This is a genomic window from Klebsiella sp. PL-2018 (assembly GCF_019048985.1).
In the GTDB taxonomy this organism is placed as follows: domain Bacteria; phylum Pseudomonadota; class Gammaproteobacteria; order Enterobacterales; family Enterobacteriaceae; genus Klebsiella; species Klebsiella michiganensis.
The window spans coordinates 1,731,839-1,745,226 of the sequence record NZ_CP077673.1; the positions used below are offsets into that span (position 1 = coordinate 1,731,839).

Sequence of the window (13,388 nt, forward strand, 5' to 3'; positions counted from 1 at the left end):
GGGATCATGGCTGGCGTGTTAATTACCGGTTTTGAGCCGTTCGGCGGCGAAGCGGTTAACCCTTCGTGGGAAGTGGTAAAGCGGCTGGATGGCGCTATTATCGGCGGACAGCCGGTGGCGGCGCGGCAGCTGCCGTGCGTCTTTGGCGACGCCCTGACGGCGCTGAACGCCGCGCTGGATGAGCTGGATCCCGTCCTGACCCTGGCGATTGGCCAGGCGGGCGGTCGCGTCGACATCACCGTTGAGCGGGTGGCGATCAACGTCGATGATGCGCGGATCCCGGACAATAAAGGCCTGCAGCCGATCGACGTACCGATCGCTGCCGGCGGGCCGGCGGCGTACTTCAGCACGCTGCCGATCAAAGCGATCGTAACCGCCCTGCGCAGCCGGGGGATCCCGGCGTCGGTGTCGCAGACGGCGGGGACGTTTGTCTGTAATCACGTGATGTACGGCCTGCTGCACAGCCTGCGTCATCGCAGCGGCGCGAAGGGCGGGTTTATCCATATTCCGTATTTGCCGGAGCAGGCCGCGGCTCATCCCGGCGAAGCCAGTATGGCGGTAGAGACGGTGCAGGCCGCGCTGGAGACGGCCATCGCCGTTGCCCTGCAGCAGGATGGCGATGTGAAAGTCGGCGGTGGGGCAACGCATTAACACAAGGACAAGATTATGCCGGAAGGTCCGGAAATTCGCCGCGCGGCGGATAGCCTGGAAGCGGCGATTAAAGGCGAACCCCTGACCGGGGCGTGGTTCGCCTTCCCGCAGTTACAACATTACCAATCTCAGCTGGTCGGCCAGCGAGTGACGCACATTGAAACTCGCGGTAAGGCGCTGCTGACCCACTTCTCCGGCGGGTTAACGCTGTATAGCCACAATCAGCTGTACGGCGTCTGGCGAGTGGTGGACGCGGGGGAGCAGCCTGAAACGACGCGCGTTCTGCGCGTTCGGCTGCAGACCGCGCGCAGGGCGATTTTGCTCTACAGCGCCTCTGATATTGAGATGCTGACGCCCGAGCAGCTCGCCCGCCATCCGTTTTTGCTGCGGGTCGGGCCGGATGTGCTCGATATGCGCCTTAGCGTTGAACAGGTCAAAGCGCGGCTGCTGTCGGCGAAATTCCGCAACCGCCAGTTCTCCGGTCTGCTGCTGGATCAGGCGTTTCTTGCCGGATTAGGCAACTATCTGCGCGTGGAGATCCTCTGGCAGGTGGGGCTGACCGGGCGGCATAAAGCCTCTGAACTGGATGAAAAACAGCTCGATGCGCTGGCGCATGCGCTGCTGGAGATCCCGCGATTGTCCTACAACACCCGCGGTCTGGTGGACGAGAATAAGCACCACGGCGCGCTGTTTCGCTTTAAGGTTTTTCATCGCGAAGGGGAGGCCTGCGAGCGCTGCGGCGGAATAATCGAGAGAACGATGCTATCGTCGCGGCCGTTTTACTGGTGCCCGGGATGTCAGCAATAAAAAAACGCGCCTTCAGGCGCGTTTTTTGTCGCTGCGATAGCCCTCTTAACGGGCGATATCGTTTTTGAAATCGCGCTTTTCGTAGCCGGTATACAGCTGGCGCGGACGGGCGATTTTCATGCCGTCGCTGTGCATTTCGTTCCAGTGCGCAATCCAGCCCACGGTACGCGCCATCGCGAAGATAACGGTAAACATAGAAGACGGAATGCCCATCGCTTTGAGGATGATACCGGAGTAGAAATCGACGTTCGGGTAGAGTTTCTTCTCGATGAAGTACGGGTCGTTGAGCGCGATGTGCTCAAGCTCCATGGCCACTTCCAGCAGATCGTCTTTGGTACCGAGCTCTTTCAGCACTTCGTGGCAGGTCTCACGCATCACGGTGGCGCGCGGGTCGTAGTTTTTGTACACGCGGTGGCCAAAGCCCATCAGGCGGAAAGAGTCATTTTTGTCTTTCGCGCGACGGACGAATTCCGGAATGTGTTCAACGGAGCTGATCTCTTCGAGCATCTTCAGCGCTGCTTCGTTGGCGCCGCCGTGTGCCGGTCCCCACAGGGAGGCAATACCCGCAGCGATGCAGGCAAACGGGTTCGCGCCGGAAGAGCCGGCGGTACGTACGGTGGACGTTGAAGCGTTCTGTTCGTGGTCGGCGTGCAGGATCAGGATACGGTCCATGGCGCGTTCCAGAATCGGATTCACTTCATATTTTTCACACGGCGTGGAGAACATCATATTCAGGAAGTTACCCGCGTAGGAGAGGTCGTTGCGCGGATAAACGAAAGGCTGGCCGATAGAGTACTTGTAACACATTGCCGCCATCGTCGGCATTTTGGAGAGCAGGCGGAATGCGGCGATATCGCGGTGGCGTGGGTTATTCACATCCAGCGAATCGTGATAGAACGCGGCCAGCGCACCGGTGATACCGCACATGACGGCCATCGGGTGAGAATCGCGGCGGAACGCGTGGAACAGACGGGTAATCTGTTCGTGAATCATGGTGTGGCGGGTAACGATGGTTTTGAATTCGTCGTACTGGGCCTGGGTCGGCTTCTCACCGTTCAGCAGGATGTAGCATACTTCCAGATAGTTGGAGTCGGTTGCTAACTGATCGATCGGGAAACCGCGGTGCAGCAGGATACCTTCATCACCGTCGATAAAGGTGATTTTAGATTCGCAGGATGCGGTGGAGGTAAAACCAGGGTCAAAAGTAAACACGCCTTTTGAACCAAGACTACGAATATCAATAACATCCTGACCGAGCGTGCCCTTTAGCACATCCAGTTCGATAGCAGTATCACCACCCAGGGTGATTTTTGCTTTAGCATCAGACATTTATGGTCTCCTTAGCGCCTTTATTGCTTAAGGCTGCCGGGTGGTGGATTTGCATTCAGCCCGTAGCAGATGACATTACCAGTTTGTTATGTTGCACATCGCTCTGCGTCGCGAAAAGGGCAGGGTACAGAGCAAGGGCGCTTGATGGTACGTCTTCAGCCTACGACGAAACAACAGCAAATCAGCGTTTTAGCAGCCCGAATATTATAAAACTATATACCACTAATAACTGTCCTGATTACATCGGTCAATACTCTCTCACTGTTGCATAACTTATTCTCAGGTAAAAGAGTGACCCCATAACTTTTGCGTATTATTGCATTTATCTGGTAATGGTTGTAACAATAATGTTTAATATTTGTCAAATCAGATGATTAAAAATTAAAAATATGTTGTTATCGTGACATGGATCACTGTTCGGGAGAAAACCCGACAAACTATATGTAGGTTAATTGTAATGATTTTGTGAACGGCCTATACTGCCGCCAGGTCTCCGGAACACCCTGCAATCCCGAGCCACCCAGCGTTATTTTGTCACGCTTTAACTCCTGGAAAGGCGTTTTAACATGACTTTTAGTTATAGATAAGGACGCTGTCTGACCCGCAAGCAGACCGGAGGAAGGAAACAATAAGAACAGCATGTGGGCGTTATTCATGGTAAGAAATGTGAAAAAACAAAGACCTGTCAATCTGGATCTGCAAACGATCCGGTTCCCAATCACGGCGATAGCGTCCATTCTCCATCGCGTATCCGGAGTGATCACCTTCGTGGCGATCGGGATTCTGCTTTGGCTGCTGGGCACCAGCCTTTCCTCTCCCGAAGGTTTTCTCACTGCGGCATCCATTATGGATAGCTTCTTTGTGAAGTTCATCATGTGGGGCATCCTGACCGCGCTGGCGTATCACGCGGTGGTCGGTATTCGCCACCTGCTGATGGATTTTGGCTACCTTGAAGAAACCCTCGAAGTAGGGACACGCTCCGCCAAAATTTCTTTTGTTATTACTGTCGTGCTTTCACTTCTCGCAGGAGTCCTCGTATGGTAAGCAACGCCTCAGCACTAGGACGCAACGGCGTACATGACTTTATTCTGGTCCGTGCTACCGCTATCGTTCTGACCCTTTACATCATCTATATGGTTGGCTTCTTTGCCACCACCGGTGAAATTTCATGGGAAGTCTGGACGGGCTTTTTCTCCTCCGCGTTCACTAAAGTCTTCACCCTGCTGGCTCTCGTTTCCATTCTGATCCACGCCTGGATCGGGATGTGGCAGGTATTAACGGACTACGTTAAACCACTGGCCGTGCGCTTAATTCTGCAACTGCTGATCGTTGTTGCGCTGGTGGCTTACGTTCTTTATGGATTTGTTGTGGTGTGGGGTGTGTAATGAAATTGCCTGTCAGAGAATTTGATGCTGTTGTCATTGGTGCCGGCGGCGCAGGTATGCGCGCGGCGCTGCAGATTTCCCAGAGCGGCCAGACCTGTGCGCTGCTCTCTAAAGTTTTTCCGACCCGTTCCCATACCGTTTCCGCGCAGGGTGGTATCACCGTCGCGCTCGGTAATACCCATGAAGATAACTGGGAATGGCATATGTACGACACCGTTAAGGGGTCGGACTACATTGGCGATCAGGACGCCATCGAATACATGTGTAAAACCGGCCCGGAAGCGATTCTGGAGCTGGATCATATGGGTCTGCCGTTCTCGCGCCTCGAAAATGGCACGATTTATCAGCGTCCGTTCGGCGGCCAGTCGAAAAATTTCGGCGGCGAGCAGGCGGCACGTACCGCTGCGGCGGCTGACCGTACCGGTCACGCCCTGCTGCACACCCTCTATCAGCAGAACCTGAAGAATCACACCACTATTTTCTCCGAGTGGTACGCGCTGGATCTGGTGAAAAACGCCGATGGCGCGGTGGTCGGTTGTACCGCCCTGTGTATCGAAACCGGTGAAGTGGTTTACTTCAAGGCTCGCGCCACCGTGCTGGCTACCGGCGGCGCCGGTCGTATCTACCAGTCCACCACCAATGCCCATATCAATACCGGCGACGGCGTTGGTATGGCGATCCGCGCCGGCGTGCCGGTGCAGGATATGGAAATGTGGCAGTTCCACCCGACCGGTATCGCCGGGGCGGGCGTTCTGGTGACAGAAGGCTGCCGCGGTGAAGGCGGCTACCTGCTGAACAAACACGGCGAACGTTTCATGGAACGTTATGCCCCGAATGCGAAAGACCTGGCGGGTCGCGACGTGGTGGCGCGTTCCATCATGATCGAAATCCGTGAAGGTCGCGGCTGCGATGGTCCGTGGGGCCCGCACGCCAAGCTGAAGCTCGATCACCTCGGTAAAGAAGTGCTGGAATCCCGCCTGCCGGGTATCCTGGAGCTCTCCCGCACCTTTGCCCACGTCGACCCGGTAAAAGAGCCGATTCCGGTTATCCCAACCTGCCACTATATGATGGGCGGTATTCCGACCAAAGTGAGCGGACAGGCGCTGACCGTCAACGAGCAGGGCGAAGATGTGGTTATTCCGGGACTGTTCGCGGTAGGCGAAATCGCCTGCGTATCGGTACACGGCGCGAACCGTCTGGGCGGCAACTCGCTGCTTGACCTGGTGGTCTTTGGCCGCGCGGTGGGTCTGCACCTGCAAGAGTCTATCGCCGAGCAGGGCGTACTGCGCGACGCGACGGATGAAGAGATCGACGCTTCTCTGGAACGTTTGAACCGCTGGAACGGCAACCGGAATGGTGAAGACCCGGTCGAAATCCGCAAAGCGCTGCAAGAGTGTATGCAGCATAACTTCTCGGTCTTCCGCGAAGGGGATGCAATGGCGAAGGGCCTTGAGCAGCTGAAAGCCATCCGCGAGCGTCTGAAAAACGCCCGCCTGGATGATACTTCCAGCGAGTTCAACACCCAGCGCGTTGAGTGCCTGGAGCTGGATAACCTGATGGAAACCGCTTACGCCACCGCGATGTCTGCGAACTACCGTACCGAAAGCCGCGGCGCGCATAGCCGCTTCGACTTCCCGGATCGTGATGATGAAAACTGGCTGTGCCATTCCCTGTATCTGCCAGAGTCGGAATCCATGACGCGTCGTAGCGTCAATATGGAACCGAAGCTGCGTCCGGCATTCCCGCCGAAGATTCGTACTTATTAATGCGGAGACAGGAATATGAAACTCGAGTTTTCAGTTTATCGTTATAACCCGGACGTAGACGATGCTCCGCGCATGCAGGATTACACCCTGGAAGCGGAAGAGGGTCGCGACATGATGCTGCTGGACGCGTTAATCCAGCTGAAAGAGAAAGACCCGTCGCTGTCGTTCCGCCGCTCCTGCCGTGAAGGGGTTTGTGGCTCCGACGGTCTGAACATGAACGGGAAAAATGGTCTGGCGTGCATCACGCCGATCTCCGCGCTGAATCAGCCGGGTAAGAAAATTGTTATCCGTCCGCTGCCAGGATTACCGGTTATCCGTGATTTGGTGGTAGACATGGGGCAATTCTATGCACAATATGAGAAGATTAAGCCTTACTTGTTGAATAATGGGCAAAATCCTCCGGCTCGCGAGCATCTGCAGTCGCCAGAGCAGCGTGAGAAACTCGATGGTTTGTATGAGTGTATTCTCTGCGCATGTTGTTCAACGTCTTGCCCGTCGTTCTGGTGGAACCCGGACAAGTTTATCGGCCCGGCCGGCCTGCTGGCCGCGTATCGCTTCCTGATCGACAGTCGCGATACCGAAACCAGCGAGCGCCTCGAAGGGCTGAGCGATGCTTTCAGCGTATTCCGCTGTCACAGCATTATGAACTGCGTCAGTGTGTGTCCTAAGGGGCTGAACCCAACGCGCGCCATCGGCCATATTAAGTCGATGCTGCTGCAGCGCAGTGCGTAAGTAACCCGGTCTGCCCCGGATGGCGCTAGCGCTTATCCGGGCTACCAAAAGCAGTAGCCCCGGCAGCGTTCGTGCCGCCGGGAAATGAATACCCTAAATAATTCGAGTTACAGGACGGCGGCGACGCAGCGAATCCCCAGGAGCTTACTCAAGTAAGTGACTGGGGTGAGTGAGGAAAGCCAACGCACATGTAACTTGAAGTATGAAGGGGATAGCAGGAAATCTTTAAAAACCGCCAAATATGTACCAGTAATCAAGGCGTTCAGAGCGAGGTAAGGCGGCAACTGAACGCATCTCCGGGAGCATAGTGAACTATGTGACCGGGGTAAGTGAAGGCAGCTGACGCAACCGCAGCCTGAACGCCGAAGATTAATGGCAGTTTTTAAAGGTTCCTTAGCGGACGAAACCACAACTCATCCGCAACAAGTGAACCCCGGCACGTACAACTTCTGTGCGTGGTAGTTTCTACGGCGAAATAAGCATATAAATGCTTAAGGGATCACGATGCAGAACGGCGCAATGAAAGCCTGGCTGGACTCTTCTTACCTCTCTGGTTCGAACCAGAGCTGGATAGAACAGCTCTATGAAGACTTCTTAACCGATCCTGACTCTGTTGACGCCAACTGGCGTTCTATGTTCCAGCAGTTACCTGGCACCGGAGTCAAACCGGATCAATTTCATTCCAAAACGCGTGATTATTTCCGCCGCCTGGCGAAGGATGCCTCGCGTTACACTTCTTCGATTTCCGACCCTGACACCAATGTGAAGCAGGTTAAAGTCCTGCAGCTCATCAACGCATACCGCTTCCGTGGTCACCAGCATGCGAATCTCGATCCGCTGGGACTGTGGCAGCAAGAGAGAGTGGCGGATCTCGATCCGGCTTACCACGATCTGACCGAGGCCGATTTCCAGGAGATCTATAACGTAGGTTCTTTTGCCATCGGTAAAGACACGATGAAGCTGGGCGATCTGATCTCTGCCCTGAAGCAAACCTATTGCGGCTCCATCGGCGCGGAATATATGCACATTACTTCTACCGAAGAAAAACGCTGGATCCAGCAGCGTATCGAGTCGGTAGCAGGCAAAGCGAGCTTTAGCGCCGAAGAGAAAAAACGCTTCCTGAGCGAGCTGACCGCGGCGGAAGGCCTCGAACGCTACCTCGGGGCGAAATTCCCGGGCGCGAAACGCTTCTCGCTGGAAGGCGGCGATGCGCTGATCCCGATGCTCAAAGAGATTATCCGCCACGCGGGTAAGAGCGGCACCCGCGAAGTGGTGCTGGGCATGGCGCACCGCGGTCGTCTGAACGTACTGGTCAACGTGCTGGGTAAAAAACCTCAGGACCTGTTCGACGAATTTGCCGGTAAACATAAAGAACACCTCGGTACCGGTGACGTGAAGTACCACATGGGCTTCTCGTCCGACATGGAAACCGAAGGCGGCCTGGTGCACCTGGCGCTGGCGTTTAACCCGTCGCACCTGGAAATCGTCAGCCCGGTAGTTATCGGCTCCGTACGCGCTCGCCTCGATCGTCTCGACGAACCGAGCAGCAACAAAGTTCTGCCGATCACCATTCACGGCGACGCCGCGGTCACCGGCCAGGGCGTGGTTCAGGAAACCCTGAACATGTCCAAAGCTCGCGGTTACGAAGTGGGCGGTACCGTACGCATCGTGATTAACAACCAGGTGGGATTCACCACGTCTAACCCGCTGGATGCGCGTTCTACCCCGTACTGTACCGACATCGGTAAGATGGTGCAGTCGCCGATTTTCCACGTCAACGCCGATGACCCGGAAGCGGTCGCTTTCGTGACCCGCCTGGCGCTGGATTTCCGTAATACCTTCAAACGCGATGTCTTCATTGACCTGGTGTGCTACCGCCGTCACGGCCACAACGAAGCCGACGAGCCGAGCGCAACCCAGCCGCTGATGTACCAGAAAATCAAAAAGCATCCGACCCCGCGCAAAATCTACGCTGACAAGCTGGAAGCCGATAAGGTCGCGACGCTGGAAGACGCTACCGAGCAGGTTAACCTCTACCGCGACGCGCTGGATGCCGGCGAATGCGTGGTGCAGGAGTGGCGTCCGATGAACATGCACTCCTTTACCTGGTCCCCGTACCTCAACCACGAGTGGGATGAGAGCTATCCGGACAAAGTTGAACCTAAGCGTCTGCAGGAGCTGGCGAAACGCATCAGTACGGTGCCGGAAGCCGTTGAGATGCAGTCGCGCGTCGCGAAAATCTATGGCGATCGTCAGGCAATGGCCGCCGGCGAGAAGCTGTTCGACTGGGGCGGCGCGGAAAACCTCGCCTACGCCACGCTGGTCGATGAAGGTATTTCGGTGCGTCTGTCCGGCGAAGACTCCGGGCGCGGGACCTTCTTCCACCGCCACGCGGTGATCCATAACCAGAAAAATGGTTCAACCTATACGCCGCTGCAGCACGTCCACAACGGTCAGGGCCATTTTAAAGTCTGGGACTCCGTGCTGTCGGAAGAAGCGGTCCTGGCGTTTGAATACGGCTATGCCACCGCAGAGCCGCGTACTCTGACCATCTGGGAAGCGCAGTTCGGCGACTTCGCCAACGGCGCGCAGGTGGTTATCGACCAGTTCATCAGCTCCGGCGAGCAGAAGTGGGGCCGTATGTGCGGTCTGGTGATGCTACTGCCGCACGGCTACGAAGGCCAGGGGCCGGAGCACTCCTCCGCGCGTCTGGAACGCTATCTGCAGCTCTGCGCCGAGCAGAACATGCAGGTTTGCGTACCGTCCACGCCGGCGCAGGTTTACCATATGCTGCGTCGTCAGGCGCTGCGCGGTATGCGTCGCCCGCTGATCGTGATGTCGCCGAAATCGCTGCTGCGTCACCCGCTGGCGGTATCGAGCATGGACGAACTGGCTAACGGCACCTTCCAGCCGGCAATCGGTGAAATCGACGATCTCGACCCGAAAGCCGTGAAGCGTGTTGTGCTGTGCTCTGGTAAGGTTTATTACGACCTGCTGGAACAGCGCCGCAAGAAAGAGCAAAAAGATGTCGCTATCGTTCGCATAGAGCAGCTCTACCCGTTCCCGCACCAGGCGGTACAGGAAGCGCTGAAACCGTATGCGCACGTGCATGATTTTGTCTGGTGTCAGGAAGAACCGCTCAACCAGGGCGCGTGGTACTGCAGCCAGCATCACTTCCGTGAAGTGATTCCGTTTGGGGCCTCTCTGCGTTATGCAGGCCGCCCGGCCTCCGCCTCTCCGGCGGTAGGATACCTGTCCGTTCACCAGAAACAGCAACAAGATCTGGTCAATGACGCGCTGAACGTCGATTAATTAAAGGATACATAATGAGTAGCGTAGATATTCTGGTTCCCGACCTGCCTGAGTCCGTAGCTGACGCAACGGTTGCCACCTGGCATAAAAAACCGGGCGATGCGGTTGTTCGTGACGAAGTGCTGGTAGAAATCGAAACTGACAAAGTGGTACTGGAAGTACCGGCTTCAGCGGATGGCATTCTGGACGCGGTGATTGAAGACGAAGGCGCCACCGTGCTCTCTCGTCAGATCCTCGGCCGCCTGCGTGAAGGCAACAGCGCGGGCAAAGAGTCCGGTGCGAAAGCCGACGCCAAAGAGTCGACGCCGGCCCAGCGCCAGCAGGCTTCTCTGGAAGAACAAAACAACGATGCGCTGAGCCCGGCGATTCGCCGTCTGCTGGCGGAACACAGCCTCGACGCGGCGGCCATTAAAGGCACCGGCGTTGGCGGCCGCCTGACCCGTGAAGACGTGGAGAAGCATCTGGCGAGCGCGCCGGCTAAAGCTGAAGCGCCGGCGGCTGCTCCCGCTGCTGCTGCTGCTGCTCCGGCGCAGCTGGGCAACCGCTCGGAAAAACGCGTGCCGATGACCCGTCTGCGCAAACGCGTTGCCGAGCGTCTGCTGGAAGCGAAAAACTCCACCGCCATGCTGACGACCTTCAACGAAGTCAACATGAAGCCGATTATGGATCTGCGTAAGCAGTACGGTGACGCGTTTGAAAAACGTCACGGTATCCGCCTGGGCTTCATGTCCTTCTACGTGAAGGCGGTCGTGGAAGCGCTGAAACGCTATCCGGAAGTGAACGCCTCTATCGATGGCGACGACGTGGTGTACCACAACTATTTCGACGTCAGCATGGCGGTCTCCACGCCTCGCGGCCTGGTCACCCCGGTTCTGCGCGACGTCGATCTGCTGGGCATGGCGGATATCGAGAAGAAAATTAAAGAGCTGGCAGTAAAAGGCCGCGACGGCAAGCTGACCGTAGACGACCTGACCGGCGGTAACTTCACCATTACCAACGGCGGCGTATTCGGTTCTCTGATGTCCACGCCGATCATCAACCCGCCGCAGAGCGCGATTCTGGGTATGCATGCCATCAAAGATCGTCCGATGGCGGTGAATGGTAAGGTGGAAATTCTGCCGATGATGTACCTGGCGCTCTCCTACGACCATCGTCTGATCGACGGACGTGAGTCGGTTGGCTACCTGGTTGCGATTAAAGAGCTGCTGGAAGACCCGACTCGTCTGCTGCTGGACGTGTAGTCAGCAAGAGTATGACCTACCGTAGGCCGGGTAAAGCGCGCGAGCGCCGTTATCAGGCCTACAGGTTTATAATTATTCCCTGAAGGATGGACTGAACACATGAACTTACATGAATATCAGGCAAAACAACTCTTTGCCCGCTATGGCTTACCGGCGCCGGTGGGTTATGCCTGTACTACTCCGCGTGAAGCAGAAGAAGCCGCTTCAAAAATCGGCGCGGGTCCGTGGGTAGTGAAATGTCAGGTTCACGCTGGTGGCCGCGGCAAAGCGGGCGGTGTGAAAGTAGTGAAGAGCAAAGAAGACATTCGCGCATTTGCTGAACACTGGCTGGGCAAACGCCTCGTCACCTATCAAACAGATGCGAACGGCCAGCCGGTTAACCAGATTCTGGTTGAAGCGGCGACCGATATTGATAAAGAGCTGTACCTGGGCGCGGTTGTTGACCGTAGCTCCCGTCGCGTGGTCTTTATGGCCTCTACCGAAGGCGGCGTGGAAATCGAAAAAGTGGCGGAAGAGACCCCGCACCTGATCCACAAAATCGCCATCGATCCGCTGGCGGGTCCGATGCCTTACCAGGGCCGCGAACTGGCGTTCAAACTGGGTCTGGAAGGTAAACAGGTTCAGCAGTTCACCAAAATCTTTATGGGCCTGGCGACCATTTTCCTTGAGCGCGACCTGGCGCTGATCGAAATCAACCCGCTGGTGATCACTAAGCAGGGCGACCTGATCTGTCTCGACGGTAAACTGGGCGCTGACGGCAACGCGCTGTTCCGCCAGCCGGATCTGCGCGAAATGCGCGACCAGTCGCAGGAAGACCCGCGCGAAGCTCAGGCGGCGCAGTGGGAGCTGAACTACGTCGCGCTGGACGGTAACATCGGCTGCATGGTGAACGGCGCGGGCCTGGCCATGGGCACCATGGACATCGTTAAGCTGCACGGCGGCGAACCGGCTAACTTCCTCGACGTTGGCGGCGGCGCAACCAAAGAGCGAGTCACCGAAGCGTTTAAAATCATCCTCTCTGACGACAACGTAAAAGCGGTTCTGGTTAACATCTTCGGCGGTATCGTACGCTGCGACCTGATTGCCGACGGCATCATCGGCGCGGTAGCCGAAGTGGGCGTTAACGTCCCGGTAGTGGTTCGTCTGGAAGGTAACAACGCCGAACTGGGCGCGAAGAAACTGGCTGACAGCGGCCTGAATATTATTGCAGCGAAAAGTCTGACGGATGCAGCTCAGCAGGTTGTTGCCGCAGTGGAGGGGAAATAATGTCCGTTTTAATTAATAAAGATACCAAGGTTATCTGCCAGGGCTTCACCGGTAGCCAGGGTACATTCCACTCTGAACAAGCCATCGCTTACGGTACGCAAATGGTTGGCGGCGTAACGCCGGGCAAAGGCGGCACCACCCATCTGGGCCTGCCGGTGTTCAACACCGTGCGCGAAGCGGTAGAAGCGACCGGCGCAACCGCATCCGTTATCTACGTTCCGGCGCCGTTCTGCAAAGACTCCATCCTGGAAGCTATCGATGCAGGCATTAAGCTGATTATCACCATCACCGAAGGCATCCCGACGCTGGATATGCTGACCGTGAAGGTGAAGCTGGATGAAGCGGGCGTGCGCATGATCGGGCCAAACTGCCCGGGCGTGATCACCCCAGGCGAATGCAAAATCGGCATCATGCCGGGCCACATTCACCAGCCGGGTAAAGTGGGCATCGTTTCCCGTTCCGGTACCCTGACCTATGAAGCGGTTAAGCAGACCACTGATTACGGCTTCGGCCAGTCCACCTGCGTGGGCATCGGCGGCGACCCGATCCCGGGCTCTAACTTCATCGATATCCTGAAGCTGTTCCAGGAAGATCCGCAGACCGAAGCGATCGTCATGATCGGTGAGATCGGCGGTAGCGCGGAAGAAGAAGCGGCCGCTTACATCAAAGATCACGTGACCAAACCGGTTGTCGGCTACATCGCCGGCGTGACCGCGCCGAAAGGCAAACGTATGGGACACGCGGGCGCCATCATTGCCGGTGGTAAAGGGACGGCGGATGAGAAATTCGCCGCGCTGGAAGCCGCTGGCGTGAAGACCGTTCGCAGCCTGGCCGATATCGGCGAAGCGCTGAAAACTGTAATTAAGTAATAAGTAAAAAAACAGCCCTGACGTTCTGCA

At 56.6% G+C, this 13,388-nt stretch carries 11 protein-coding genes; 10 read left to right on the forward strand and 1 reads right to left on the reverse strand.

Features of this window, described 5'->3' with window-relative positions:
- Positions 1-6 precede the first annotated feature (6 nt).
- Together pcp and nei are read left to right on the forward strand one after the other, a co-directional pair.
- Positions 7-651, forward strand: coding sequence for a pyroglutamyl-peptidase I (gene pcp, locus MKleb_RS08010; RefSeq protein WP_014228439.1), 645 nt, complete (start codon positions 7-9; stop codon positions 649-651).
- Between the two features lie 15 nt (positions 652-666).
- Positions 667-1,458, forward strand: a complete 792-nt coding sequence (nei, locus tag MKleb_RS08015; RefSeq protein WP_025106369.1) for an endonuclease VIII — start codon at positions 667-669, stop codon at positions 1,456-1,458.
- Positions 1,459-1,503: 45 nt separating this feature from the next.
- On the opposite strand, the gene gltA is transcribed toward nei, so the two are convergent.
- Positions 1,504-2,787, reverse strand: coding sequence for a citrate synthase (gene gltA, locus MKleb_RS08020; protein WP_004100276.1), 1,284 nt, complete (start codon positions 2,785-2,787; stop codon positions 1,504-1,506).
- 639 nt (positions 2,788-3,426) lie between these two features.
- Here gltA and sdhC point away from each other — a divergent pair.
- From sdhC to sucD, 8 genes are all read left to right on the forward strand, one after another.
- On the forward strand, positions 3,427-3,831 hold the full coding sequence (gene sdhC, locus MKleb_RS08025; RefSeq protein WP_014837839.1) for a succinate dehydrogenase cytochrome b556 subunit: 405 nt from the start codon (positions 3,427-3,429) through the stop codon (positions 3,829-3,831).
- Positions 3,825-4,172, forward strand: coding sequence for a succinate dehydrogenase membrane anchor subunit (sdhD, locus tag MKleb_RS08030; protein ID WP_004100278.1), 348 nt, complete (start codon positions 3,825-3,827; stop codon positions 4,170-4,172). The genes sdhC and sdhD overlap by 7 nt, the downstream gene beginning before the upstream one ends.
- Positions 4,172-5,938 (forward strand): succinate dehydrogenase flavoprotein subunit, encoded by a 1,767-nt coding sequence (gene sdhA, locus MKleb_RS08035; RefSeq protein ID WP_025106368.1) that lies wholly within the window; start codon positions 4,172-4,174, stop codon positions 5,936-5,938. The genes sdhD and sdhA overlap by 1 nt, the downstream gene beginning before the upstream one ends.
- 15 nt (positions 5,939-5,953) lie before the next feature.
- Complete coding sequence (gene sdhB, locus MKleb_RS08040; RefSeq protein ID WP_004130526.1) at positions 5,954-6,670, forward strand: succinate dehydrogenase iron-sulfur subunit SdhB; 717 nt, start codon at positions 5,954-5,956, stop codon at positions 6,668-6,670.
- Positions 6,671-7,174: 504 nt separating this feature from the next.
- Positions 7,175-9,982: a 2-oxoglutarate dehydrogenase E1 component gene (gene sucA, locus MKleb_RS08045; protein ID WP_004130528.1), complete on the forward strand. Its 2,808-nt coding sequence runs from the start codon at positions 7,175-7,177 to the stop codon at positions 9,980-9,982.
- A 14-nt stretch (positions 9,983-9,996) separates the two neighbouring features.
- Positions 9,997-11,223, forward strand: coding sequence for a 2-oxoglutarate dehydrogenase complex dihydrolipoyllysine-residue succinyltransferase (gene odhB / locus MKleb_RS08050; protein WP_025106367.1), 1,227 nt, complete (start codon positions 9,997-9,999; stop codon positions 11,221-11,223).
- A gap of 99 nt (positions 11,224-11,322) precedes the next feature.
- On the forward strand, positions 11,323-12,489 hold the full coding sequence (sucC, locus tag MKleb_RS08055) for an ADP-forming succinate--CoA ligase subunit beta (protein WP_004848923.1): 1,167 nt from the start codon (positions 11,323-11,325) through the stop codon (positions 12,487-12,489).
- Positions 12,489-13,358, forward strand: coding sequence for a succinate--CoA ligase subunit alpha (sucD, locus tag MKleb_RS08060; protein ID WP_004100288.1), 870 nt, complete (start codon positions 12,489-12,491; stop codon positions 13,356-13,358). The genes sucC and sucD overlap by 1 nt, the downstream gene beginning before the upstream one ends.
- The last annotated feature ends 30 nt before the right edge of the window (positions 13,359-13,388 follow it).